The sequence below is a fragment of the Sphingomonas aquatilis genome (genome assembly GCF_014196115.1).
Taxonomy (GTDB): domain Bacteria; phylum Pseudomonadota; class Alphaproteobacteria; order Sphingomonadales; family Sphingomonadaceae; genus Sphingomonas; species Sphingomonas aquatilis.
Map to the genome: position 1 here is coordinate 1 of NZ_JACIDB010000016.1, position 24400 is coordinate 24400.

The 24400-nt window shown below is 66.1% G+C and carries 20 protein-coding genes; 14 read left to right on the forward strand and 6 right to left on the reverse strand.

The window, feature by feature from the left end; translation table 11 throughout:
- Positions 1-804, forward strand: an 804-nt coding sequence (locus GGR47_RS17995) for a hypothetical protein (protein ID WP_221204863.1), incomplete at its 5' end; no start/stop codon positions are given.
- Here GGR47_RS17995 and GGR47_RS18000 read toward each other — a convergent pair.
- The 4 genes from GGR47_RS18000 to GGR47_RS18015 all read right to left on the reverse strand — a co-directional run bounded on the left by GGR47_RS18000 (position 766) and on the right by GGR47_RS18015 (position 2916).
- Positions 766-1937, reverse strand: a protein-coding gene (locus GGR47_RS18000; protein WP_147037463.1) for an IS3 family transposase whose coding sequence is annotated in 2 segments (ribosomal slippage) — positions 766-1673 and positions 1673-1937 — 1173 coding nt in all. Because the reading frame shifts where the segments join, the coding sequence is not laid out codon by codon here. The two genes, GGR47_RS17995 and GGR47_RS18000, sit on opposite strands and share 39 nt — an antisense overlap.
- A gap of 60 nt (positions 1938-1997) precedes the next feature.
- Entirely contained in the window at positions 1998-2228 is a 231-nt protein-coding gene (locus GGR47_RS18005) for a toll/interleukin-1 receptor domain-containing protein (protein ID WP_244305318.1), read from the reverse strand.
- A gap of 48 nt (positions 2229-2276) precedes the next feature.
- Positions 2277-2675 carry a PIN domain-containing protein gene (locus GGR47_RS18010; protein WP_183949605.1) on the reverse strand — a complete coding sequence of 133 codons (399 nt, stop codon included), beginning with the start codon at positions 2673-2675 and terminating at the stop codon, positions 2277-2279.
- The gene (locus tag GGR47_RS18015; protein ID WP_018251286.1) at positions 2668-2916 is read right to left on the reverse strand and encodes an AbrB/MazE/SpoVT family DNA-binding domain-containing protein; all 249 of its coding nucleotides are present in this window, start codon (positions 2914-2916) and stop codon (positions 2668-2670) included. Before GGR47_RS18015 ends, GGR47_RS18010 begins: the two co-directional genes overlap by 8 nt.
- 230 nt (positions 2917-3146) lie before the next feature.
- On the opposite strand from GGR47_RS18015, the gene GGR47_RS18020 reads away from it, so the two are divergent.
- From GGR47_RS18020 to GGR47_RS18065, 10 genes are all read left to right on the forward strand, one after another.
- Positions 3147-3800 carry a recombinase family protein gene (locus GGR47_RS18020; RefSeq protein WP_037477043.1) on the forward strand — a complete coding sequence of 218 codons (654 nt, stop codon included), beginning with the start codon at positions 3147-3149 and terminating at the stop codon, positions 3798-3800.
- 51 nt (positions 3801-3851) lie between these two features.
- The gene (locus GGR47_RS18025; RefSeq protein WP_018251168.1) at positions 3852-4433 is read left to right on the forward strand and encodes an ANTAR domain-containing response regulator; all 582 of its coding nucleotides are present in this window, start codon (positions 3852-3854) and stop codon (positions 4431-4433) included.
- On the forward strand, positions 4430-5638 hold the full coding sequence (locus tag GGR47_RS18030) for a CmpA/NrtA family ABC transporter substrate-binding protein (protein ID WP_018251169.1): 1209 nt from the start codon (positions 4430-4432) through the stop codon (positions 5636-5638). The genes GGR47_RS18025 and GGR47_RS18030 overlap by 4 nt, the downstream gene beginning before the upstream one ends.
- 206 nt (positions 5639-5844) lie before the next feature.
- Positions 5845-7086: a nitrate/nitrite transporter gene (locus GGR47_RS18035; protein WP_018251170.1), complete on the forward strand. Its 1242-nt coding sequence runs from the start codon at positions 5845-5847 to the stop codon at positions 7084-7086.
- A 76-nt stretch (positions 7087-7162) separates the two neighbouring features.
- On the forward strand, positions 7163-8368 hold the full coding sequence (locus GGR47_RS18040) for a hypothetical protein (RefSeq protein ID WP_018251171.1): 1206 nt from the start codon (positions 7163-7165) through the stop codon (positions 8366-8368).
- A 187-nt stretch (positions 8369-8555) separates the two neighbouring features.
- Positions 8556-11093, forward strand: a complete 2538-nt coding sequence (gene nirB / locus GGR47_RS18045; protein ID WP_147035991.1) for a nitrite reductase large subunit NirB — start codon at positions 8556-8558, stop codon at positions 11091-11093.
- A complete protein-coding gene (gene nirD, locus GGR47_RS18050; RefSeq protein ID WP_018251173.1) occupies positions 11090-11428 on the forward strand; it encodes a nitrite reductase small subunit NirD in 339 nt (112 codons plus the stop codon). Before nirB ends, nirD begins: the two co-directional genes overlap by 4 nt.
- A gap of 1 nt (position 11429) precedes the next feature.
- Positions 11430-14024, forward strand: a complete 2595-nt coding sequence (locus GGR47_RS18055; protein ID WP_018251174.1) for a nitrate reductase — start codon at positions 11430-11432, stop codon at positions 14022-14024.
- Positions 14017-14802, forward strand: coding sequence for a uroporphyrinogen-III C-methyltransferase (gene cobA, locus GGR47_RS18060; protein ID WP_018251175.1), 786 nt, complete (start codon positions 14017-14019; stop codon positions 14800-14802). Before GGR47_RS18055 ends, cobA begins: the two co-directional genes overlap by 8 nt.
- Positions 14803-15135: 333 nt before the next feature.
- On the forward strand, positions 15136-15789 hold the full coding sequence (locus GGR47_RS18065) for a recombinase family protein (protein WP_208663150.1): 654 nt from the start codon (positions 15136-15138) through the stop codon (positions 15787-15789).
- 369 nt (positions 15790-16158) lie between these two features.
- Here GGR47_RS18065 and GGR47_RS18070 read toward each other — a convergent pair whose 3' ends face one another.
- Together GGR47_RS18070 and GGR47_RS18075 are read right to left on the reverse strand one after the other, a co-directional pair.
- Complete coding sequence (locus GGR47_RS18070) at positions 16159-19527, reverse strand: UvrD-helicase domain-containing protein (protein WP_147035992.1); 3369 nt, start codon at positions 19525-19527, stop codon at positions 16159-16161.
- Positions 19527-22085, reverse strand: a complete 2559-nt coding sequence (locus GGR47_RS18075; RefSeq protein ID WP_246343137.1) for a PD-(D/E)XK nuclease family protein — start codon at positions 22083-22085, stop codon at positions 19527-19529. The genes GGR47_RS18070 and GGR47_RS18075 overlap by 1 nt, the downstream gene beginning before the upstream one ends.
- Positions 22086-22391: 306 nt before the next feature.
- Between GGR47_RS18075 and GGR47_RS18080 the strand changes: the two genes are divergently transcribed.
- The 3 genes from GGR47_RS18080 (at position 22392) to GGR47_RS18090 (ending at position 24344) form a co-directional block, all read left to right on the forward strand.
- Positions 22392-22745 carry a type II toxin-antitoxin system RelE/ParE family toxin gene (locus GGR47_RS18080; protein ID WP_063690323.1) on the forward strand — a complete coding sequence of 118 codons (354 nt, stop codon included), beginning with the start codon at positions 22392-22394 and terminating at the stop codon, positions 22743-22745.
- A gap of 11 nt (positions 22746-22756) precedes the next feature.
- Positions 22757-23077, forward strand: coding sequence for a helix-turn-helix domain-containing protein (locus GGR47_RS18085; RefSeq protein ID WP_147035993.1), 321 nt, complete (start codon positions 22757-22759; stop codon positions 23075-23077).
- Between the two features lie 73 nt (positions 23078-23150).
- The gene (locus GGR47_RS18090; protein WP_147035994.1) at positions 23151-24344 is read left to right on the forward strand and encodes a DUF6361 family protein; all 1194 of its coding nucleotides are present in this window, start codon (positions 23151-23153) and stop codon (positions 24342-24344) included.
- Positions 24345-24400: the final 56 nt, after the last annotated feature.

The following is a 24400-nucleotide window of genomic DNA, read 5'->3' on the forward strand; positions in this document are numbered from 1 at the left end:
TCCTCCAATCCGGAGGAGCGGGCGCTCTCGAACGAGTACCGGAAGGTGAAGAAGGTCGCCCCCGCCCAGGGCCAGGGCTTGAACGAGCTCTACGTCCGCTTCTTTCGAATGGCTGAGCGGCGTATTGCCGAGAAGACGGGCCAGGGCGTGGTGTCGTTCATCTCCAACTACAGCTGGCTGGACAGCTCCAGCTGCTCCGGCATGCGGGAGCGATATCTGGAGGCATTCGACACGATCAACGTCGATTGTCTGAACGGGGACAAGTACAAGACCGGGAAGCGCACGCCTGATGGCTCGGCCGACCCATCCGTGTTCGCGACCACGGCCAACCCTGCCGGCATCCAGGTGGGCACGGCGATCGTCACGATGGTGCGCCACCAGGATCATCAGCCGACCGATGTGATCGGCTTCCGTAACATCTGGGGCGCCGGCAAGAGGGAGGCGCTTGCCGCGACGGCGGAAGCCGACCCGGCGACCCTCTACGAGTCCGTGGCTCCGACCTTGCCGATGCGATTGCAGTTCATGCCGTTCGACGTCGATCCGGCGTACTTTGAATGGCCTCTGCTACCCAGCTTGCTGCCTGTCGGGTTTCCGGGCGTCAAGACGAGTCGGGACGAGTTCCTGGTCGACGTCGACCGGGACGCGCTTGAGCGCAGGATCGAGCGTTATCTCGACCCGAAGACGACGGACGCCGAGCTCGCGAAGTCGCACCCTGCTCTCGTGAACACGACTGAGCAGCCCCCACCGGGTGGTCCGGCTTGTTCGTTAGTGCATTGTCGTCTCCGCCGCCATTGCCGGACGTAGGTGGAGCGAAGCGGAACCGGAGGCCGGCAATGGCGGTGTCACCGCTTCCGGGGCTGGCGGTCGGTAGCCGAGGCTGCTGTGCGGCCGGACGGTGTTGTAATGACGCCGCCATGCCTCGATCAGCACCCTGGCCTCTGCGAGGCTGTAAAAGATCTCACCGTTCAAAAGCTCGTCGCGCAGCGAGCCGTTGAAGCTCTCGTTGTATCCGTTCTCCCATGGCGAGCCCGGGGCGATGTAGAGCGTCTTCACGCCGATCCGGCCGAGCCAGGTCTGGACGGCGGTGGCGATGAACTCGCTGCCGTTGTCCGACCTGATGTGCGCTGGCGGACCGCGTTCGACGAACAGGTCGGCCAACGCGGCCAGCACGTCTTCGTGGCGCAGCTGGCGTGACACGACCAGTGCCAGGCACTCGCGACTGGCCTCGTCGATGATGGTCAGGATGCGGAACTTGCGCCCATCGTGGGTACGCTCCTCGACGAAATCATAGGCCCAGACATGCCCCGGATACTCTGGTCGAAGCCGAATGCAGGAGCCGTCATTGAGCCAGAGCCGGCCGCGTTTCGGTTGGCGCTGCGGCACTTTCAGCCCCTCGCGCCGCCAGATCCGCTCGACCCGCTTGTGGTTCACCGACCAGCCCGCCGCATGCAGCAGCGCGGTTACCCGACGGTAACCGTAGCGCCCATACTGCTTTGCCAGCGCGACGATGTCGTCGGTGAGCGCCTGCTCATCATCTGCCCCGCACGGCACCTTGCGCTGCGTCGACCGGTGCTGGCCGAGCGCGCGGCACACGCGCCGCTCGGACACGTCCAGCACCTCCCGGACCTGGTCGATGCAGCGCCGGCGCCGGGCGGGGCTCAGAAGTTTCCCCGTGCCGCCTCCTGCAGGATGAGCTTGTCGAGCGTCAGATCCGAGATCGCACGACGCAGCCGGGCGTTCTCCTTCTCCAGATCCTTCATCCGACGCGCCTGGTCCGTCTTCAGGCCACCATATTCCTTGCGCCAGCGATAGTAGGTCTGCTCGCTGACCGCGATCCGCCGGCACGCTTCGGCGGTCGTGCCGCCTTGGCCCAGCACGATCTCCACCTCACGCAGCTTGCCGATGATCTCCTCCGGCTTGTGCTTCTTCGAAGGCATTCGTTGTCCCTTCCCTGGTCCAGACTGTAATAGTCGATGGACCACTCAGAAGGGGGCAGCTCAGCCGATGTGCTCGGACACGACGACGATCTGCTTGATCGCCTCGTGCCGCAGCACGTGCTCGATCTTGTCCCAGAAATCGTCGCCGCCCCGAAGCGCGCGAACGTCGACCCAGACCTTGTATCCGGCCGTGGTTAGGCGCCCGGCAAGCCACCGGGCGAAGCGATTGTCCTCAGGATTGGCGTGCGTGATCAGAATTGTGTCGCGCACCGGTGTCGGAGCGGTAGTCATGGGAGTCCCCGCCAGCAGAGTGCCGAACCTAAAAGCACGAATGTGCGACTACTCTGCCAAGGGGCGCACGTTGGTGATGGTGATGCCTACATCGGCGCTCGCAAGTGGCGCGTCCGTTGTGAGCATCTCGGCTTGCAGGTCGATCGCCAAGGCAAGGCATGCCCGATCGCCGAGGGACAGACCGAGAGCCTTCGTCGCTGGCCGGAGATCGCCTACTATAAGTGCCTGGGCAGGAGTGAGCGACCGGACATCGAGATGCAGCCCGCCGAGCGCCTCACGCACCTCGTCGAGCGGCAATCCTCGGTCCCGTAGCTTGGAAACGACCTCTGCGAGGCTGGCTGTTCCGGTGATGCTGCGGGTCAGGACATCGACTACCCGATCCGCCCCGGGTTCATCGTTCAGAAGGCAGAGCAGGGCGGAGGCGTCGAGTACGACTTTGCTACTCACGCTCCGCCTCACGCCGACGCTCCGCGATCAGCTCGTCAGCCAAGCCGACGCCTTCGGGCACATACTTGCGCAGGATCGCGCGAGCACGCTCAAGTGCTTTAGGTACGGAACGTACCCGCAACTCGCCATCGTCCACATCGACGAGAACGGTATCACCCGTGGTGATCCCGAGCTCACGGCGCATTGCCGCCGGGATCACGAGCTTACCACCGTCCACGATCTTGACCCTCTGTGCTTCCATCTGCACCAAACCCGCTGATACAACCCGTCCAAGACCTTATACCGGAGAGCAAAGTCGGACGCCAGCGTGAAGGCAGGGATTAATGCACGGCCGATCACCGAAATAGCGTTCATCGATAATGGGCCAGCTACTTAGACCCGGTCCGCTTAGCTAGGCTACGTAGGACCGGTAGTTGCCGTTCTGAGCCGATTGCTGCATGACTGGCTCACAAGGGTATAGGTAGATTGGCCATGAAGAACGACAGCACACTTCCACTAGTACGCGCTGCACGGGTGTACCTACGAGTCAGCACCGACGAGCAGGACCTGTCCCGGCAGGAAGCGATTGTCGCCGGCGCACGCGCGGCAGGCTATTACGTCGCGGCGGTGTATCGCGAGAAAGCGTCGGGCGCGCGGTCGGACCGGCCAGAGCTGCTGCGCATGGTCGCCGATCTGCAGTCAGGTGAGGTGGTGGTGGCCGAGAAGATCGACCGGATCAGCCGCCTGCCTCTGCCTGAAGCCGAACTGTTGGTGGCGACGATCCGAGCCAAAGGCGCGCGGCTCGCCGTGCCGGGCATTGTCGACTTGTCCGACCTGGTTGCCGACAGCGCCGGTGTCGCGCGCATCGTGCTCGAGGCGGTGCAGGACATGCTGCTGCGCGTTGCACTGCAGACCGCGCGTGACGATTACGAGACGCGGCGCGAGCGCCAGCGTGAGGGGATCGAGATCGCCAAACGGGCAGGTCGGTACAATGGCCGAAAGCCGGACACGGCGCTGCACAAACGTATTGTGGGGCTACGCGAAGCGGGGATGAGCATTGCGCGCACCGCCGATTTGGCGGGGTGCAGCATCGCTCAGGTGAAGCGTGTGACGGCGCTGCATCGGGCTACAACGCAGACGGATTGACGCAGTGCAGCATGACCGTCAGTCTGATAGGATTGAAAGGAACAGCATAGCTTGCGGATCGTCATCGTCGATGACAGCGGATTGCGCGCGACCGTCCTCGAGGAGGGTCTACGCGAGGCGGGCTATGACGACATCCACCTCGTCCCGCCGCGGGGAGCGTTCGTGGCGAGGATCGAGCGGATGGCGCCGGACGTGGTGCTGATCGATCTGGGCAACCCGAGCCGCGATACGCTGGAAGAGATGCTGACCGTCAGTCGGGCCCTGGCCAAGCCGATCGCGATGTTCGTCGACCAATCGGACGATACGATGATCGAGGCCGCGATCGATGCGGGCATCTCCGCCTATGTCGTCGACGGGCTGCGCAAGGAGCGGGTCAAGCCGATCATAAATCTCGCTGTACGCCGCTTCAACGCATTCGCGCGGATGCAGACCGAGCTGAACGAGGCCAGGACGGAGCTGGCGGATCGCAAGATCATCGATCGGGCCAAGGCGATCCTGATCGCGACACGCGGATTATCGGAGCCGGACGCCTATGCGGCGCTCAGGAAGGCGGCGATGAACCAGAACAAGAAGATCGTCGATGTCGCATCGGCGTTGATCACCGCAAGCGACCTGCTCGGAGGCGGCGTATGACGCCGGTTTTGATCGCCTTTCTGCAGCTCACCGACGCTGCGCCGCTGATCGTGGCACGCGAATACGGCTTCGCGGAAGCCGAGGGTATCGATCTCACGCTTGTCCGCACGACGAGCTGGGCGACGCTTCGGGATCGGCTTGTCTACGGTCAGGTCCAGGCGGCGCAGATGCTGGCGCCGCTCGCCATCGCCGTGACGCTGGGGCTCAGCCAGCAGCCTGCCGCGCTTGCAGCGCCCTGCAAGCTGAACGTCAACGGGAACATGGTGGTGATGTCGGGCGACTTCGCCGCGGCGCTCGCACCCGACCTCGGGCAGAGGCTCGACGATCCGCTTGGCACCGCGCACGATTTTGCCGCGGCAATCGGGCTGTTCCGACGCAAGCCGGTGATCGGCGTCGTCCATCGCTTCTCAAGCCATGCACTGATGCTGCGGTATTGGCTGGCGAGCGCCGGGATCGATCCCGATCGCGACGTGGTGCTGCGCGTCCTGCCGCCGTCGCTGATGGTCGAGGCGACGCGTGCCGGCGAGATCGACGGCTTCATCGCCGGCGAGCCGTGGGGCAGCGTGGCGGTGAAGGGCGGCCTTGCCGAAGCGGTGGCGATCGGTGAGCGGATCTGGCGGCGTGGAATCGAGAAGGTGCTGACGTTCCGGCAGGATTGGCTGGAGGAGAATGGCGACACGGTCGATCGGCTGGTGCGCGCCGTGGCGGCTGCGGCGGCGTGGTGTGACGCTCCCGACAACCATGCCGCTCTGGCCGCCCTCTTGGCCCGGCCGGACTATGTCGATCAGCCGAGCGACGTGGTCGAGCGCGCCATAGCTGGAACGATGATGCCCCGAGTCGGTGAAGCGTCGCTTCGATTTCCGGACTTCATGCTGTTCTCGCGGGAAGCGACCGGCTTTCCGTGGCGCAGCCAGGCGTTATGGATCTATTCGCAGCTGGTCCGCTGGGGAATGATCGAGCGAACGGACGCCGGCGAGGCCGCCGCAGGCAGGGTTTTCCGCCCCGACGTTTACCGCCGTGCCCTGGCCGGTAGTGACACGCCCATGCCGGGTGCCAGCATGAAGGTGGAAGGTGCGCTGGGCGCGCCACTGCCGGTGGGGTCCTCTCGAGGTGCGCTCACGTTAGGTCCCGACCGCTTTTTCGACGGACGGGTGTTCGATCCCGATCGGATCGAGGATTATCTGGCGGGTTTCAGCACCCCCTGATCTTTGCCGTTGCAAGATGAATCGTTTCGCGCGATGATCGATCGCCACGCGCAACGATGCGCGCGCGATTGGACGGCGTGTCCCAGGGCCGGGACGCAGGGCCGTTCTTCCTGATGAAGCAGCAGAGCCGCTGACAGGGTGCCGCCTACGCGCGTCCCCGTCATGCGGCTTTTTTCATGTCCATCCCAGATCGGGGGATCACCATCATGGCAACGGCATATCTGGACGGCGCATCGCCTGCCGTCCCCGCGAACGAGAAGAGCTTCTGGCGCGCAGGTCACAAGCCGACGTTGATCGCCGCCTTCCTCTACTTCGACCTCGCGTTCATGGTCTGGGTAGTGCTCGGACCGTTGGCGCCCGAGATCAGCAAGGCACTCGCCCTTACGCCGGCCGAGAAGGGTTTGATGGTGGCGACGCCGACGCTCGCCGGGGCCGTTCTGCGCGTCGTCAACGGTCTGCTGGTCGACCGGATCGGGCCGAAACGTTCGGGTGCGATCAGCCAACTGATCGTGATCGGCGGGCTGCTCTCGGCCTATCTGCTGGGCGTCGACAGCTTCGCCGGCACGCTGGCGCTCGGCGTCATCCTGGGCTTCGCCGGCGCCAGCTTCGCGATCGCGCTGCCGCTCGCGAGCCGCTGGTACCCACCCGAGCATCAGGGCAAGGCAATGGGGCTTGCGGGCATGGGCAATTCGGGCACGGTGTTCGCCGCGCTCTTCGCGCCTACCCTCGCCAAGCTGTTCGGCTGGAATGCCGTGCTCGGTCTCGCCTGCCTGCCGCTCGGGCTGGTGTTCGTCGCCTACATGGCGATGGCGAAGGACGCGCCCAATCCGCCCGCGCCCAAGCGGATGGTGGACTATTTCACGCCGCTCAAGACCGCCGACGCCTGGTGGCTGATGGCGTTCTACTCGGTGACCTTCGGCGGTTTCGTCGGGCTCGCCGCCAGCCTGCCGATCTACTTCACCGATCGCTTCGGCCTGACGCCGGTGATGGCCGGCTATTGCACCGCGGCCTGCGTTTTCGCCGGCTCGCTGGTTCGGCCGATGGGGGGCGCGCTTGCCGATGCGGTCGGCGGGGTCAAGGCGCTCTCGGTCGTGTTCGTGGTCGCGGCAATCGCGCTGGCGTTCGTCGGATACATGCCGAGCGTCCGCTCCGCGCTGGCGATCTTCGTCGTGGCGATGCTGGCGCTGGGCGCCGGCAACGGCGCGGTGTTCCAGCTCGTGCCGCAACGCTTCCAAGCGGAGATCGGGGTGATGACGGGGCTGGTCGGCATGGCCGGAGGCATCGGCGGCTTCTATCTCGCCTCGTCGCTCGGCTTCGCCAAGCAGCTCACCGGCAGCTTTTCCCCAGGCTTCCTGATCTTCGCCGGGCTGGCGCTGCTCGCGCTCGCCGGACTCACGGCGGTCAAACGCGGCTGGCGATCCCGCTGGGGCAAAGCTGCCCGCATCTGACGCACGCGGCCGAGGGCGGGCGCACGGACGCCTGCCCCGGCCTGGTCGGAGAGGGTCCATCCCGAGGGGGGATCACATGAGAACGCTATTTGCGACGACGGCTGCGCTGGCCGTCGCTGGGCCGGCCTGCGCCCAGGACATCAAGCTCACGCCGTTAATCGACGGCCGCGTCCGCTACGAGCATGTCGATCAGGACGGAATTGCGCGCGACGCCGACGCGCTCACCGTTCGCGTGCGAGGTGGCGTGCAGGCGACGAGCGGCCCGTGGAGCACGCTGATCGAGGCGCAGGGCACGCTGGCGGCGATCGACGACTATTATGATGGCGTCCAGGGCGCCGCCACCCGCCCGCTGGTCGCGGATCCGGAGAACGTCGCGCTCTACCGGGCGCAACTCCAGTATCGGACGAAGGCGTTGGCGGTCACCGCCGGGAGGCAGCGCATCGTGCTCGACGACGAACGTTTCGTCGGCAATGTGGCCTTCCGCGACAATGGCCAGACGTTCGACGCGGTGCGCGCCGAGGTGACGGCCATTCCCAAGCTGAAGCTCGACGTCACTTATGCGTGGGGCGTCCGGACGATCTGGGGCATCAACGGCACGGGCGCGCGGCAGCAGGCGGTGAGTGGCGACAACGTCTTCGCCAACCTCTCCTATGCGACACCGATCGGCAATCTGGTCGGTTTCGCGTATCTGGTCGACCAGGACGAGGCGGCGGTGCAGGGGTTTCGCCTGTCGAGCCAGACATACGGTGCAAGGCTTGCAGGCGCGCGCGTGCTGTCGAAAGCTATGAAGCTCGCCTACCAGCTCAGCTACGCCCGCCAGAGCGACTGGCACCGCAATCCCAATCGCTACGGCGCGGACTATTATCTCGCGGATGCGACGCTGGGGATGGGCGGCTGGTCGCTGAATGGCGGCTATGAAGTGCTCGGCGCTGACCGGGGAATGGTCTTCACAAGCTTCCAGACGCCGCTCGGCACCAATTTCAAGTTCCAGGGCTGGGCCGACAAGTTCCTGACCACGCCGCCGAACGGCGTGCGCGATCTCTATGCGGGTGGCGGCTATGGCTGGAAGAAGGCGCTCGGCGCCGATACGATCGCGCTCTCGGGCACATGGCACCGTTTCCGCAGCGGTCGGCTCGGTCAAGCGTACGGCAAGGAAATCGATCTGATCGCCGGTGCCAAGGTCGGACGCACCACCGTTTCGGCACGCTATGCGCGGTACCGCGCGGACGCCTTCGCCACCGATACGGAAAAGGCCTGGGTGCAAATCGACTGGACCTACTGACGAGACGGCTTGAGCAGGCCTGCAATTTGCGGTAATGCTGCGCTGCAGGAGGCATCGCTGCCTCAACAAGATAGCCGGGACGGTCCAAGGACGGATCGCGACGGTTAAAACAGATGGCAAGGCCGCCATCCGGGCTCCGCAACGTCGGGGTCGGGATGGCGGCCTTTTTCGTTTTGGAGCACGACGGATGGACTTTCACGACCATCGCGAACCCGAACGGGACGACGCACCCGCACCGGTCACGGCAGTGGATCGCCCGCCCCGGCATCTGGTGGTGATCGGCAACGGCATGGCGGGCTGCCGGGCCGTCGAGGAGCTGATCGCGCGCGACGCCGACCGCTACCGGGTGACGATCTTCGGCGCGGAGCCGCACGTCAATTACAACCGGATCATGCTGTCGCCGGTGCTGGCGGGCGAGAAGACCTTCGAGGAGATCGTCATCAATGGTCACGACTGGTATGCCGACAATGGCATCGAGCTGATCGCCAGCGACCCCGTCGTTGCGATCGACCGGTCGAACAGGACGGTGACCGCGCGTTCGGGCCGCCAAGTCGGCTACGACAAGCTGCTGATCGCCACCGGCTCCGATCCCTTCATCATTCCGGTGCCCGGCAAGGATCTGCCCGGCGTCATCTCCTTCCGCGACATGAAGGACGTCGACCACATGCTGGCCGCCGCCGAAGACGGCAAGGCGGCGGGCGGCGGCCAGGCGGTGGTGATCGGCGGCGGGCTGCTCGGGCTGGAGGCGGCGCACGGGCTGACGCTGCGCGGCATGAAGGTCACGGTGCTGCATATCATGCCGATCCTGATGGAACGCCAGCTCGACGAGGCGGCGGGCTGGTTGCTGAAAACCGAGCTGGAGCGCCGCGGCCAGACCGTATTGACGGGGGCCGACACCGCCGAGATCTATGGCGACGGCAAGGTGGAGGGCGTGCGGCTGAAGGACGGGCGCGAGATCCCGGCCAGCCTCGTGGTCATGGCGGTCGGCATCCGCCCGTCGATCGCGCTGGCCCGCGACGCCGGACTGGACGTCGGCCGCGGCATCAGGGTGGACGATCACATGGTGACGTCCGACCCCGACGTGCTCGCGGTCGGCGAGTGCGTGGAGCATAACGGCACGGTCTACGGTCTCGTGGCGCCGCTCTGGGACATGTGCCGCAGCCTGGCGGACGGGCTGGTCGAGCGGCACAGCGGCTATCGCGGATCGATCACCTCGACCAAGCTCAAGGTGTCGGGGATCGACGTGTTCTCGGCGGGCGACTTCTCGGGCGGCGACGGGGCGGAGGATATCGTGCTGCGCGACGCCTCGCGCGGCATCTACAAGCGTGTCGTCGTCAAGGACGACCGGATCGCGGGCTGCGTGCTGTACGGCGACACCGCCGACGGCAACTGGTATTTCGACCTCCTGAAGAAGCGGGAGGACGTGGGCGCGATCCGCGACCTGCTGATCTTCGGCCAGGCCTTTGCCTCCGGAGGTGGGCAGGCGGACCCTAAGGCGGCCGTTGCGGCGCTCTCGGACGATGCCGAGATCTGCGGCTGCAACGGCGTTTCCAAGGCAAAGGTCTGCCAGGCCATCGTCGACGGTGCGGCCAGCCTCGACGCGATACGCGCCACCTGCAAGGCGTCAGCGAGTTGCGGGTCCTGCACCGGGCTGGTCGAGCAACTGCTGTCGATCACGCTCGGCAGCGATTACGGCGGCGAACGGTCGGTCAAGACGCTGTGCAAGTGCACCAGTTTCGGCCACGACGATGTGCGGCGCGAGATCGTCGCGCAGAACATGCGCTCGATTCCCGACGTCATGCAGAAGCTGCACTGGTCGACGCCGGACGGCTGTTCGGCCTGCCGCCCCGCGCTCAATTACTATCTGCTCTGCGCGCTGCCCGGCGAATATGTCGATGACCAGCAGAGCCGCTTCGTCAACGAGCGCATGCACGCCAACATCCAGAAGGACGGCACCTATTCCGTGGTCCCAAGGATGTGGGGAGGCCTCACCAACCCGCGCGAGCTGCGCGCCATCGCCGACGTGGTCGACAAGTTCAACGCGCCGATGGTCAAAGTGACCGGTGGCCAGCGGCTCGACATCTTCGGCATCCGCAAGGAGGACCTGCCCGCGGTCTGGGCGGACCTCAACGCCGCCGGCATGGTGTCGGGCCACGCCTACGGCAAGTCGCTGCGCACGGTGAAGACCTGCGTCGGGTCCGAATGGTGCCGGTTTGGCACGCAGGATTCGACCGGGCTGGGCGTGAAGATCGAGCGGATGACGTGGGGATCGTGGATGCCCCACAAGTTCAAGATCGCCGTGTCGGGCTGCCCGCGCAACTGCGCCGAGGCGACGATCAAGGATTTCGGCGTCGTCTGCGTCGACAGCGGTTATGAGCTCCACGTCGGCGGCAACGGCGGCATCAAGGTGCGCGCGACCGACCTTCTCTGCAAGGTCGCGACCGAGGAGGAGGCGATGGATTACTGCGCCGCCTTCATCCAGCTCTACCGCGAGGAGGCGCGCTACCTTGAGCGGACCGCGCCGTGGATCGAGCGCGTCGGCCTCGATCACATCACGTCGCGCCTGCTCGACGATCCCGACGCCGTCCCGGCCTATGCCGAGCGGTTCCGCTTCTCGCAGCGCTTCACGCAGAATGATCCCTGGGCGAAGCGGGTCGCCGGCGAGGACCGCGAGCAGCACGCGCCAATGGCGTCTTTTAAGCCGCAGGTGGAGGAACCGGCATGAGCGGCGATTGGCTCGACATCGGACGGGTCGATGAAATCCCCGTCCGCGGCGCGCGAACGGTGACGATCCCCGGCGACGAGGAGATCGCCGTGTTCCGTACCGGCGACGGCCGGGTGTTCGCGCTCCTCAACCGCTGCCCGCACAAGGGAGGGCGACTGAGCCAGGGGATCGTGCATGGGCACACGGTGGCCTGCCCGCTCCACAACTGGAACATCGCGCTGGCGACCGGCGAGGCGCAGGGGGCGGACAGCGGCTGCACGCCCGTCATTCCGGTGAAAGTTAGCGGCAACCGTGTACTGATCTGCCGCGCGTCGGCACTCAAGGCTGCGGCCTGACGTGAGCGATCCTGTCCGCACCACCTGCGCCTATTGCGGCGTCGGCTGCGGGATCGCCGCCTCCCGAACGGGCGAGCGCACGGTCACGATCGCGGGCGATCCGGCACATCCGGCCAATGCCGGTCGGCTCTGCTCCAAGGGCACGCACCTCGGCGAGACGGTCGGCCTCGAAGGTCGCCTCCTTCACCCGATGGTCGGTGAACGCCGCGCCTCCTGGGACAAGGCGCTGGACCTCGTCGCCGGTCGCTTCCGCGATGCGATCGAGCGTCACGGGCCGGACAGCGTCGCCTTCTACGTTTCGGGTCAGCTCCTCACCGAAGATTACTACGTCGCGAACAAGCTGATGAAGGGATTCATCGGCTCGGCCAACATCGACACAAACTCCCGGCTGTGCATGTCGAGCGCGGTGGCCGGGTACGTCCGTGCCTTCGGCGAGGATGTCGTGCCCGCGAGCTACGACGATCTCGATGCTGCCGACCTGATCGTGCTGGTCGGATCGAACACGGCCTGGTGCCACCCCGTCGTCTATCAGCGGATCGTGGCAGCCCGCGCCACGCGCGGCACCAGAATCGTCGTCATCGATCCGCGCAGGACCGAAACCTGCGAGGACGCCGACCTGCACCTGCCGGTCCGGCCGGGCACCGATGTCCAGCTGATGAACGGGCTGCTCGCCTGGTGCCGCGAAGCCGGCGTCGTCGACGAGGCGTATCTCTCGGCGCATGTGGCGGTCCCCGACGACTTCTGGGCTGCGCTGGGGGAGGGAAACGACCTCTGGTCGACCGCGCGCACCTGCGACGTGCCGCCGGCCGATCTCCGCCGCTTCTACGAGCTTTTCGCTGCCACGCCGCGCACCGTCACGCTGTTCAGTCAGGGGATCAACCAGTCGATCCGCGGGACAGACCAGGTCAACGCGATCGTCAACGTCCATCTGGCCACCGGCAGGATCGGCAAGCCGGGCGCGGCACCGTTCTCGATCACCGGCCAGCCCAACGCGATGGGCGGTCGCGAAGTGGGCGGGCTCGCCTCGACGCTCGCCGCTCACATGGATTTCGCACCCGAGAACGTCGCTCGCGTCGGTCGCTTCTGGGCGGCGGCGCGGATGGCGACCCGGCCCGGGCTGAAGGCGGTCGATCTGTTCCGCGCGGTCGGCGAGGGGCGGATCAAGGCGTTGTGGATCATGGCCACCAATCCGGCGGTATCGCTGCCCGACGCGGGTGCGGTGCGCGAGGCGCTGGCCGCGTGTCCCTTTGTCGTCGTCTCGGACGTGATGGAGACCACTGATACGTCAGTCCACGCCCATGTCCGCCTGCCGGCCGCGGCATGGGGCGAGAAGGACGGCACCGTCACCAACTCGGACCGTACCGTCTCACGCCAGCGCGGGCTGCTGCCGCTGCCGGGCGAAGCGAAGCCTGACTGGTGGATCGTCTCGCAGATCGCGCAGCGCATGGGCTGGGTCGGCGAGTTCGCCTACGGCCGCCCGGCCGACATCTGGCGCGAGCATGCCCGGCTCACCGCCTATCAGAACGAGGGCGCGCGCGTGCTGAACCTGAAGCCGCACACCGCCATCGGCAACGCCGCCTATGATGCGATGGAGCCGTTCCGCTGGGGAGGAAAACCGTTTGCCGACGGGCGTTTTCCGACGCCGGATGGACGGGCTAGGCTGGTCGCGGTCAAGCAAGCGCCGGTCGCGGCACCGCTCGTCTCCTGGCCGATGACGCTCAATACCGGTCGCTATCGTGACCAGTGGCACACCATGACGCGTACCGGACTCAGTCCCAAGCTCGCCCGTCATCGCGAGGAACCGCTGGTGGAGGTTCATCCCGCGGATGCGACGGCGCTCGGCCTCGCCGATCACGGTCTCGCCCGTGTTTCGACGCCGCAAGGGAACAGCCTGTTCCGGGTGGCGGCCGCCGATACCCAGCGCCAGGGCGAACTGTTCACGCCTATCCACTGGACCGACCAGCAGGCGACCGGCGGCCGCACCGGGCTGCTCCCGCGTCCGCTGACCGACCCGCATTCAGGCCAGCCCGGGTTTAAGGCGACGCCGGCGCGGATTGAGCCGGTCGCGACCGAATGGCGCGGTTTTCTGATCGTGCATGGTGACATCGAAGCGCCGAAATGCCTGTGGGCGACAAAGGTCCGCGTGCCCGGCGGTTTGTTGTGGGAGGTGGCCGGCAACGGCGATGCCGCGCGCCTCGAACGCGCGTTGCCCAAGGGCGAGCGGATCGAGGCGATCGATCACGCGCGCGGCACGCGCCGTGTCGCGATCCTGCGCAACGGCAGGCTGGCCACAATCCTATTCACGACGCGCTCGGGCGACCTTCCGCCGCGCGATTGGCTGATCGCCCAGCTGGACATGAGCCACGGCCCCGCGGTCCTCGCCGGTCGCGCGCCGGGCCTGCAGGCTGACCGTGGGGCTGTCGTTTGCGTCTGCTTCGATGTCGGCATGAAGACGATCGTCGCCGCCATCGCGGAACAGGGCCTTGTCGACGTGGCCGCCGTCGGCGCTGCGCTCGGGGCGGGAATGAATTGCGGATCCTGCCGCCCGGCGCTCGCGCGGTTGATCGCGCAATCGAGGAAAACTGCCAATGGATGATCTCTTTCCACGCGGCATGGTCTGGCTCGTCGGCGCTGGCCCCGGCGACCCGGACCTCCTCACCCGCAAGGCGGAGCGGCTGATGAGCCAGGCAGACATCGTCTTCTACGATGCGTTGGTGGGCTCCGGGATCCTAGCGATCGCGGCACAGGCGGAGCTGGTCAGCGTCGGCAAGCGGGCCGGGCGCCACTCCAGGGATCAGGCCAGCATCGACGAGCTCATTGTCCACGCCGCGCACGACGGCCGGCGCGTCGTCCGTCTCAAGGGCGGCGATCCGTCGATCTTCGGCCGGTCTACCGAGGAAATCGAAGCGTGCGCTGCCCATGGCATACCGGTAAGGATCTGCCCGGGCATCACCGCCGCAAGCGCCGCCGCGGCAAGCGGCATTGCCTCGCTCACTCTGCGTGGGCTCGCGCGCAAGCTGACCTTTCTCACCGCCCATGCCCGTGCCGGTGAACGGCTGGAGCACGATTGGGCAGCTCTCGCTACCGGCGACGCAACGATTGCCGTTTACATGGGGCGCGTCGCCGCACCGGAGATCGCGCACGCCCTTATCGCGGCCGGACGCGCGCCCGAAACTCCCGTGATGATCGCGGTCGACGTGTCGTTGCCGACCGAGCGACTGATCCACGGCACGCTCGCTGCCCTGCCGTTCCTGGTCCGCACGATCGCCGATGACGATCCGACGCTGCTGCTGATCGGTGAGGCTGCGCGACCATTGCTGGCCGCTTCGTACAGACATCATCATCCCGAAGATTTGGCAGCGGCTCACCGTTAGACGCATCAGTAGCAATGTCCCGCATCACCATAGCCTCGATCCTGTTCGCTCGACCTGCGTGCGGGTGGCGGCGCTTCATGCTGTACACGCTTGTCTGTTGCCCGCTGTGCGCGGCTGCAACCCTGCCATTTCTTGGAGCTTGAACGCGGCCCCAAGCCGATGTTCGACAAAGCGAAAGCGATGATCCTTATCCTGAACCGGCGGTCATGCCGTTCAGGCTCGAATAATCACCAGATTACACTTCGTTCTCGGCTCCGATGAGCTTGTCGGGTTCCATTTAGCCGGTCGCTTATTTGAGTATATCCAAAAACGCCTCATAGGAGCGACGAACTGATGGTAGATGGCGGTGTGCGAGCGGCGCGGGTGTACCTGCGGGTGAGCACGGACGAGCAGGACCTCACGCGGCAGGAAAGCATCGTCGCCGGTGCTCGAGCGGCCGGCTTCTATATCGCTGCCGTCTACCGGGAGAAGGCGTCCGGCGCTCGACCCGACCGGCCGGAGCTGCTGCGCATGGTGGCGGACCTGCAGCCGGGCGAGGTGGTGATCGCCGAGAAGATCGATCGGATCAGCCGCCCGCCTCTGTCTGAGGCCGAGCTCTTGGTCGCGACTATCCGGTCGAAGGGCGCGCGCCTCGCGGTGCCGGGCATTGTGGACCTCACCGACTTGGTAGCGGACAGCGCCGGCGTCGCGCGGATCGTGCTAGAAGCGGTGCAAGACATGCTGCTGCGCGTCGCGCTCCAGACTGCGCGGGATGACTACGAAACGCGGCGCGAGCGGCAGCGGGAGGGCATCGAGATCGCCAAGCGGGCAGGCCGGTACACCGGCCGCAAGCCCGATCTTGCCCATCACAGGCGGATAGTTGGGCTGCGCGAGGCGGGCATGAGCATCGCGAAGACGGCGGTCCTTGCCGGATGCAGTATCGCCCACGTCAAGAGAGTAACCGCGCTCCACCGTGCAAAGACAGCTGCGGTCGCACCGACCTCATGAACCGAATGGACCGTGTATTTATGGCTCAACCTCCCCTGTTGAAGCCGTAGTCTACAATCCGGAGTACGCGATGTACTTCGACTGCGGTGCTTCGCCCAATTCTGGGCCCATGCTTAGTCGCGGTCGGGCAGGGTACCAACGCCTTGCTGCGTGACTCGAACGTGAGCAAGAGAGTAAACAATGAGGATGCCGGTGAGAGGATGGTAAAAATCGTACGCTGAGCACGGTGGCCGTCCCGTTTTCAATTATTGTCAGGACGGAGCCGCAGAACTTCAGGGAGGTGCTTCGCCCTCAACCGTACAGCTACAGTTCGCAGGAAGTCAGCTCCGCCGACCTGACTCTGGCAGCTGCAAGCGCGAGCCGGTTTTATCAGGCCGAGACTCGGATGACGGTTCCGCGCGTCACGAACACGATCATACCCTCCGAGATGCCGGTTACATGAAGGTAGCGCTTCACCTGACCGCGATACTGCTCGGTGGCGGCGAAATCCGGATCGACATCACTCTTCCAGTCGATCGCCGCGCGCGGCTGTCCGGACTCATCAAGATGCAACGCATCTACGATCCCGGCGGTGACGACTTCGATGCCGTCGACCTCCTCCGAAGCGAGAACCGGAAGCTCCGGCACGAGGCGGTCACGCATCGCTGCGATCTCGGGGAGGGCCAGCGTGCGCACAACAACCCGTGCCACCTCCTGTTCGGAGATGCTGGTCGCCGCGGCCCCGGCCGGCTCAAGCCCGAGTTGCACGATCAGCTCGCGTGCCCGGTCTGCGAGGTGCGCTTCCTCGTCCAGGATTTCACCCGTAAGCACCTCCTCGAACAGCTTGTGGATGATCAGCCCCCGCTCGCGCCCGCCTTGAACCGGTCCCGATGGAGCAGCACCGGCCACCTCTCCGAACACCAGCTCGGGTTCAGCCTGCGAGTGGTCATCTACCCCGCGCCCTTCGTCCCTGCTCGGCGCGCTCCAAGCGATTTTCGCGGTAGCGTCGACGATCGCAGTTGCTTCTTCCGCGAAGCGCTCCCGGGTCTGCTGATTGTCGTCCTCGTGGATGCCGGAAGGCGCTTGGTCGGGATAAGCGTCGAGGTCGAGAACCTCGAGCTCATCAAGCCCGAAGTCGATCAGCCCCGACCAGCTGTTCGAGCCCGCCGCGACATCGAGCCGCGGCAACACCAGCAGCTCGCGCGCGCGGGTAGCAGCCACATACCACAGGCGCATGCGTTCGCGGTCCTGCTCGGCCTTCTCAGCACTGTGCACATCGGCGTGGCCAGAGGGTAGGTTGCCCACCACCGGCATGAACAGGATGCCGGCGTCGCGATCGATGACGGTGGTGTCGGCTGCAATCGTCGCCGTCATGCAGTTGATCGGGACGACGATCGGCCACTCCAGCCCCTTGGAGGCGTGCACCGTGAGAAGCGACACCGATTCCTCCTGCGCGTCGGGCCGACCTTCGGCCGAGCGCGCCTTGCCGGCCCAGGCGTCCGCCATCGCTTGTGCAAACGCTCTCAGGCCGCGAACGCCGTAAGGCCGGGCCAGGCTCAGGAACAGGTCGACGTTGGCGAGTGGACGTTCGGCTTGGCCGCGATGGCGTTGCAGCAGGATCGCGCGTACGTTCAGCGTGTCGATCGCCTCGGCGATCAGCTGATGCGGGGTGGTCGCGTTGATCCGGCGCCTGAGCCCCTGAAGCTTGCCCAGCACGTCCCTCGCGAGGGGATGCGCAATCGCGTCCAGGTCCATGTTGACGTGCAGGTGAGGAAGAGCGCCCGGCCGCTCCGGTGCGCGCGGCTGCGTCCAGACAAGGTCGAGCAGCTCTTCCTCGGTCAGCCCGACCAGAGGTCCCCGGAGCAGCGCACCCAATGCGAGCGTGTCTCGGCCATCGGCGAGCACGCGCGCGATCGCGACCAGATCCTGCACTTCCTGCCGCTGGTAGAAGCCCTTGCCGGCCTGCGTGGCGACCGCGATCCCGCGTTGCTCCAGCGCCTGCTCGTAGCGCCACAGGTCCTTGCCGGTCGGCGCGAGCAGAGCGATGTCGCCGGGTCGGCACGGACGTTGCATTCCGGCCCGACGGTCGGCGATCTCATGGCTGCCGATCAGGCGCGCGACCAGCTCCGCGACCGCCTCTGCCTCACAGTCACGCTTCCGGTCGGCCGACGCCTTCCCGTCCTCGCCCGCGCACGCGACCGGCAGGGCGGTGACGCACAGCCCGTGGGCGGGATCGGGATGGAAGGGATCGAGCGCCGTGAACCCGGGCTGCCCCTTGTCCTCGCTCATATGCGGTTCGAACCGCTTGTTCACGAAGGACAGGATGCCGGCGCAGGACCGGAAATTTGTCGAGATGCTGAGCAGATTCTGCGCGCCCTGAGCGCGGATCGCGTTGCGTGCCCGGACATAGGCGGCGACATCGGCGCCCCTGAAACGGTAGATCGCCTGTTTGGGATCACCGACGAGAAACAATGCGCCGGGCCTGATCCGGTACGTCTGCCAGTCGGCGGGATCGGCACCGTCCATCGGCTCACCGCACAGGCGCCAGAAGATCTCCAACTGAAGCGGGTCGGTATCCTGGAACTCGTCCACCAGCACATGCGCATAACGCGACGCGAGTGCCTGCCGGACAGGCTCATGATCGCGCAGCAGGTCACGCGCGGCGAAGATCAGATCATCGAAGTCGAGCAAGGCCGCTGCGCGCTTGTAGGCGCGGAACCCGTCCGCCACGGGCGCGACCGCGGCCAACACCTCCGAGAGAACCCGCGCTGCGACCGCCCCCTTGAGGTCGATCCAGGCATCGCGCGCAGCGTTGTGCAGACGCTCGGCCTCGCCGTTCAACTCGCCACCGCGTGCCTTGGGCAGGCCCTTCAGCTTGACCGCAGCCTCCCACTTCCCCTTCTTCTGATACTTGCGCCAGCCGGAGCCGGTGAGGAGCGAAGCGTCGGGCTCGGCGGTGAGTAGCGCCACCAACGACTGAGAGCTTTGACCTTGCCCGGCCGCCACGAGCCGCTCGCTCATCCCGGCGAACGCTTCCGCTGCCGCGATGCTCTCTTCTTCCCGCGCGGAGGTGCTGGTGACGAAGGCTCTGTAGGCATCGACTGCGTCGTGCAAGGCGTCGATCAGAGGCGGGAGGGCGGGAGACGGCGGTCCTGTCAGCACGCGGTGTCGACGCAACCTGTCGGCAACCTCTCGCACCAGAGCGAGTCCCCCCACCGGCTCGTGGTACACCAGCTCCGAAATCAGGCTTGGCAGAGCGCCGTCCAGCGTCGCGCGCAGCCAGCGTTCCAGCGTGTCACCGAACGCAAGTTCCGCTTCGACCGGGTCCACGAGGCTCGCGCCCGGATCGATGTTGGCCTCGATGGGGTAGGGTTTGATCAGGCGCTGGCAGAAGCCGTGGATGGTCGAGCAGGTGACCTCATCGAGGTTCTCGCACGCACCGGTCAGCGCTTGGCGCTGTTCGTCCGAGAGCCCGTGAGGGAGCGCCGCACTTAACTCGCGCGGGATGCGGTCGGATAGCAGCTCTTCCACGAAGTCCTGCACGCGCGCGAGCAGTTCGCTGGCGGCGAGTTCGGTGAAGGTCACTGCGGCAATGCTTTTCGGCGCGACGCCGGCGGCGAGCATCAGCGCCACACGCCCTGCCATCACGGCGGTCTTGCCCGAGCCTGCGCCGGCCTCGACGAGCAGCGATCGGTCGTGAGCGGTAAGCGCGGTCAGCCTTGGCTGGTCATCCGCAAGCACGGGTGCCATCACGTTCATCACTCCGCCTCCCAGACGAGGGTGGCATCGCCGAGGGCTATCGTCGCCGCCTCCTGCTTGCGGCGGCACCACCCCTTGTCCGCCATTGCCGGCAGAGCAAAGGCGAGGTCGTCATAATCGCCGCCCGTATCCGGGCCCGGGAGCGCTCGCCCGGCCATAAGGTTGGCACGTGCAGCGCGCAGATGCCCGGCCAGCGTGGCAAGCGTGCCGTTCGCGTCCTGCAGCGGCCGGGTCACCCCCGCGCGCGGATAGACGAGCGCCGCCTCCACCTCCATGTCATCGCCCAGAAGCGAGTGAACCGCATAGGCGTACAGGCAACGCTGGAGTTCACTTCCGCCGTCCAGCGTCACAGCGTCCTTCGGGCATTTGCCGCCCTTGTAATCGGTGACACGCGCCTTTGTGCCACAGTCTGACAGGTCCAATCGGTCCACGTAACCGGAGATCCGAAAGCCGGTATCAGCGACTTCCACGACCGTGTCAGCCGCCCAGGGCAGGGCACCATCGGACTTGGCGGTCTGGCCGCCGAACGGCACTTCGGCAAAGGAGCGTTGGCCGGGCAGGGGCTCGGGTCGGCCCTCGAGTGCAGCGAGCGCGACTTGCCGGGTGTCCGCCAAGGTCCGCTGCCAGACAATACCGGGCGGCACGGCCTGACCCGCCTCCCACATCGCCGCGACGTCCGCACAGGCCGCATCGAGCGCTGACACGCAGGCCTGTTCGTCGGCACCGGCCAGCCCCTGACCGGCTTCGAGCCGCTGCACGGCGTTGTCGAGCAGGTGGTGCAGCAACTCGCCCGACGCTCGGGCATCAAGCACGAGCGCTTCGTCGGCTGTGGCCGGAGCACGGAGGCCGAGCGCATATTTCCAGCTGAAGCCAAGCGGGTTTCGCAGGAGAAGCTTGAGCGAGCTGGCCGACTGAACGCGGTCCAGCGCTGCGGCCAGCGCGGGGTGATCCGGGCGGACCTGTCCGTCGTGTGGCGTCACGTGCGACGAGCGCCAGTTCGTCCAACAGGTTGCAGCGGAGGCGGCCTGCGCCAGTTCTGAAGCATCGCCCGGTCGGGCTCCGAGCCGGTCCGTCTCGCTCATGGCGTGGTCGGGGCGCCGGTTCCGCCGCAGATAGGCAGGCGGCGGAGTTCCCCGAAGCAGCGGACTGGCCCCTACCAGGCGTCCTTCCTCATCACGCCGCGCCCGGCTGAGCACGACCTGGCTGGCGGTGGTGGCCAGGATCGTTTCGAAGTCACGCCGGTCAGCAGCAGAGACGGGCAGGGGATCAAGGTCTGCCAGCGGCACGACGTGGTCGGGCACGAGTCGATCCTCACTGATACGCCGCGGCCACTGAGTTGACGTCAGACCCAGCAGGCGAACGAAAGGCCGTGGTGATGCCGCGAGCGCCTCAGCCGGCATCCAGGCGACCGATGAGCAGGGCTCGCTTTCGTCCTCGAGGCGGAGTTGCGCAATTGTGATATCGATGGCGGCCGGACTGCCGAGACCAAGCGCGCGCCGCCAGATGCGGCGTGCCGGACCGCTAAGCAGCTTCTCGCCCGTGTCCGCCGCAAGCGTCGTACCTTTGGCCAACATCGCGATGATGTCGCGTAACTCAGGCGCATGGTCGACACCGTCGGGCCAGTCTTCCGCTGTAAGCCGGTCGATCAACCTGTCCCAGGCACCGGTCGAGTTGAGCGGCGCCTCACCCGGGAGCAGCCGCGTCCAGCCCGCGGGCAGCTGGGCCACCGGTCCCGCCTCGCTGCCGAGCAGTGACGCCAGCCGGCGGATGCGCGCCTGCGACAACCCGCGCACGAGGACATCGGCGAGGGCGGCCGCTGCCTGGCCCGGCCGGGTCGATACAACGGGAACGCTATGAACAAAGTGGAGGTCGAGATTGGCATCGGCGCGCAGCGCGAGGAAGACATCGTCATAGGCGGCTGGCGCCGCGGACGCGATGGCGATCTCGTGGGGGCGGGCAACACCGCTGGCAATCAGCTCGCGTGCCCAGCGCATCGCCTCGACCGCCTCATGATGACCGGTTGCACAGGTCACCGCTTCAAGGCTCGGACTGGCGGCGTCGGATCTGAGCACCTCGATGGCGGACCCGGCAAGCCAGTCTGGCACCGAACGGGGGCCAGCATGCCAGCGGACCGCTACCGCGTCGGCCAACAGGAACAGCAGTTCGCGCCAGCAGGGCGAGAGTTCGGAGTGACCGACGATGTCGATGCTCCCGAACAGGGCAGGGGCATGAGCGAGGCGCTCGGTTGCACGCGTGACGAGATCGCAGGGCCGCAGCATCGAGTGGGGGAGACGGCCGATGACGGCATCTTCCAGCGCGGCAATGGCGGCGAGGCGCGGGTCCTCGCCCGCACGAGCCGAGAGATCCACACCAGCGCGCCATGCCTTGTGCAGCGTGTCAGCCGCGGCACTGACGAAGCCGGGCAGGGCCTTGATGTTGTCGAGCTCGCCCAGGTCGCTGTCGGTCACCGACGCCTGGATCGCGTCGCGCAACGCCTCCGGATCGATGCCGGTGATGAACCCACCCGCCAGTCGAGCCGCAAGCTGCTCCAATGTCATGACCTGGACGCCGTGCCGCTGGGCACGCGCGGCTTCCAATCTGATCTCACGAGCAGCCAGCCTGCCATGGGAGACGAATGTTTGGCGCTGCACTGACCACCCCACTTTTACGGCTATCGGCGTTTTCGCCGTTCCCGGCAGTCTAGCGGCAGCGGAACATAGCATCAACGCCAACTGCCCCGAGGCGGACTGAAGGCTTCAGAACGGACGAGGTCCGGGGCCCTGAACAAGCGGATTGCCGTCAGCCCGGTTGACATTATACCTAAATGGATATAGGCCTTCTTCCATCGTCAACGGAGATGGAGAATGCGCGAACTGGAGTGGATGGGTAGTAGCAGGGACGACCTGGTCGACATGCCCGAGGATGTCCGAAGCGAGTTTGGACACGGCCTCTACCTAGCCCAGCTTGGAATGAGACACGTCAACGCCAAGCCGTACGGCTCGAGTATCGAGCTAATTGAGCGGGACGACGGCGACACCTATCGCTGCATCTACAACGTCAAGATCGACGACGATATCTACGTTCTCCACGCCTTCCAGAAAAAGTCGACGAGCGGCATCGCCGTTCCGAAGCACCAGAAGGAAACGATCGAAGCTCGACTGAAAGCGGCTCAAAGATTGGCTGCCGAGAAGAGAGCGCTACGCAAACAAGCCTTATAAAGGACCCCGACATGGCAGTCGAGCATGTGACCTCCAGTGGCAACGTCTTCGCGGATCTCGGCCTTTCGGATCCGGAAGGTCGTTTGGTGAAGTCCAAGCTCGCCGCCGCTCTTCAGCGAAGCATGGGCGAACTGGGGCTGACGCAGACCGCTGCCTCTGCTCGCATGGGCATGCCACAGCCCAAGCTTTCCAAGATCCTCCGCGGCCGTTTCGACGGCATCAGCGAAGCTTACATCACCGATGGTCTCCGGAAACTCGGCCACGATGTCGAGATCCGGGTCCGGCCGCGACATGAGGGGATCGGCGCAGTGCGGGTGCTGGAAACAGCCTAACCGCGTCGATCTGTCAGCGGCTCTCCTTGTGGGCGGCTATAGAGTTTGGGGGTGGCGTTTGGCGTCTTTTGGAATGACCTATCTGTCGCCGGACGCGATGCGCGAGGCGCGCAAATTCATGAACTCGGACCAGAAAGGGGTTCGGGACGAGATCGGGTTCCTGATCGTCCACCAGCGTTACGCCGATCGGTTCTTTCCCGGCACGTCAGTCCTGCATACCCGCTTGCGCTATGTCCTCTTCGTGCCCTGGCTCTACCGCGATGAGCACCTCAAACCAGCCAAGGGGCAACGCGCACAGGAAAGCGTGAAGCGGCGCGAATATTTGCTCACCGGGCGCCTGATCAACGAGCCGGGCGGTGTGATCGGCAGCCGCAACTATCCCTCTCCGGTCGAGCAGCGTCCCAGCCAGGTCTATTGGGGTGCGCTGCAACGCTGGGGGCTGGTGCGCGAGCAGGAAGGCAGCGGTCCGCTTAGCCGCTATCAGGTCGAGCGGATGGTCGCGGGTAAGCCGGGCGCGCTACTGAAGGACGACGAAGGGACGCCGCTCGGAGGAGGTTCCTGGCCGTTCGTCGTTCCGGAACCGGCCGACGATTGGTACGGGGAGGGCGAGGGTACGCTGAGCTTCGATCTCACTCGTAGCGAGCGGAAGTTCCTCGCCAAACGCCTGCGAAGCCTGACGTCGCCCAGAAATCCCGGGGCGAGATCGATCTTCTCGCTGCTGGTCGGGCACGACGTGTCGTCGAGCCGTACTGCTTGGGGTCCACAAGTCCGGGACCTTGCGGAAACCGAACGGCCAGCGCTTGAGCGGGCCGGCCACGCCGCTGCTCTCGCCGCGATCGGCCGCGGCGTTTACGCCGCCCAAGTGGAGACGCTGTGCGAGGAGCTGGACCGTAGCAAGCGCTCCGATACGCAACGCGCGGCACTGACCGGCATCGTCCAGCGCTGGAAGGCCCAGGCCGCTCGCCTGGACTGGCCAGCTTTTCTCGACGATATGACGGACCGGACCGAGTTGGCTCCCGTCGTCTCTGTTGCGCTTCAGGACACGCTCGCATGGGTACGCGCCGGACACACCGATCCGATGCGGTTGGAGCGCGTGTACCGTGACGCCGAAGAGGCGCGAAAGGGGCGACGAGCGCGGCTCTCACGCAGCCAGTTCGGCGTCGATCAGCGTGCGGACTGGGACAATGATCACCATCCGCTGGGTGCGCCGCTTCATTACCGCTGGGACCGGGTGCAGATGCTGCTGCAGGACCTCGTCGGCGCATGAGAAGGGCGCCGAAGGACTTCCCCGGCCAGGCCTTTCTTGAGCTCCTGCGGCCACCC

Excerpts from the sequence above, each read along its gene's own strand:
- GGR47_RS18015 (WP_018251286.1), bottom strand. The coding sequence starts at position 2,916 with ATGGAAGCACAGAGGGTCAAGATCGTGGACGGTGGTAAGCTCGTGATC.
- GGR47_RS18005 (WP_244305318.1), bottom strand. The coding sequence starts at position 2,228 with ATGACTACCGCTCCGACACCGGTGCGCGACACAATTCTGATCACGCAC.
- cobA (WP_018251175.1), top strand. The coding sequence starts at position 14,017 with ATGGATGATCTCTTTCCACGCGGCATGGTCTGGCTCGTCGGCGCTGGC.
- nirD (WP_018251173.1), top strand. The coding sequence starts at position 11,090 with ATGAGCGGCGATTGGCTCGACATCGGACGGGTCGATGAAATCCCCGTC.
- GGR47_RS18090 (WP_147035994.1), top strand. The coding sequence starts at position 23,151 with ATGACCTATCTGTCGCCGGACGCGATGCGCGAGGCGCGCAAATTCATG.
- GGR47_RS18075 (WP_246343137.1), bottom strand. The coding sequence starts at position 22,085 with ATGACATTGGAGCAGCTTGCGGCTCGACTGGCGGGTGGGTTCATCACC.
- GGR47_RS18085 (WP_147035993.1), top strand. The coding sequence starts at position 22,757 with ATGGCAGTCGAGCATGTGACCTCCAGTGGCAACGTCTTCGCGGATCTC.
- nirB (WP_147035991.1), top strand. The coding sequence starts at position 8,556 with ATGGACTTTCACGACCATCGCGAACCCGAACGGGACGACGCACCCGCA.
- GGR47_RS18035 (WP_018251170.1), top strand. The coding sequence starts at position 5,845 with ATGGCAACGGCATATCTGGACGGCGCATCGCCTGCCGTCCCCGCGAAC.
- GGR47_RS18080 (WP_063690323.1), top strand. The coding sequence starts at position 22,392 with ATGCGCGAACTGGAGTGGATGGGTAGTAGCAGGGACGACCTGGTCGAC.
- GGR47_RS18030 (WP_018251169.1), top strand. The coding sequence starts at position 4,430 with ATGACGCCGGTTTTGATCGCCTTTCTGCAGCTCACCGACGCTGCGCCG.
- GGR47_RS18020 (WP_037477043.1), top strand. The coding sequence starts at position 3,147 with ATGAAGAACGACAGCACACTTCCACTAGTACGCGCTGCACGGGTGTAC.
- GGR47_RS18040 (WP_018251171.1), top strand. The coding sequence starts at position 7,163 with ATGAGAACGCTATTTGCGACGACGGCTGCGCTGGCCGTCGCTGGGCCG.
- GGR47_RS18070 (WP_147035992.1), bottom strand. The coding sequence starts at position 19,527 with ATGAACGTGATGGCACCCGTGCTTGCGGATGACCAGCCAAGGCTGACC.
- GGR47_RS18065 (WP_208663150.1), top strand. The coding sequence starts at position 15,136 with ATGGTAGATGGCGGTGTGCGAGCGGCGCGGGTGTACCTGCGGGTGAGC.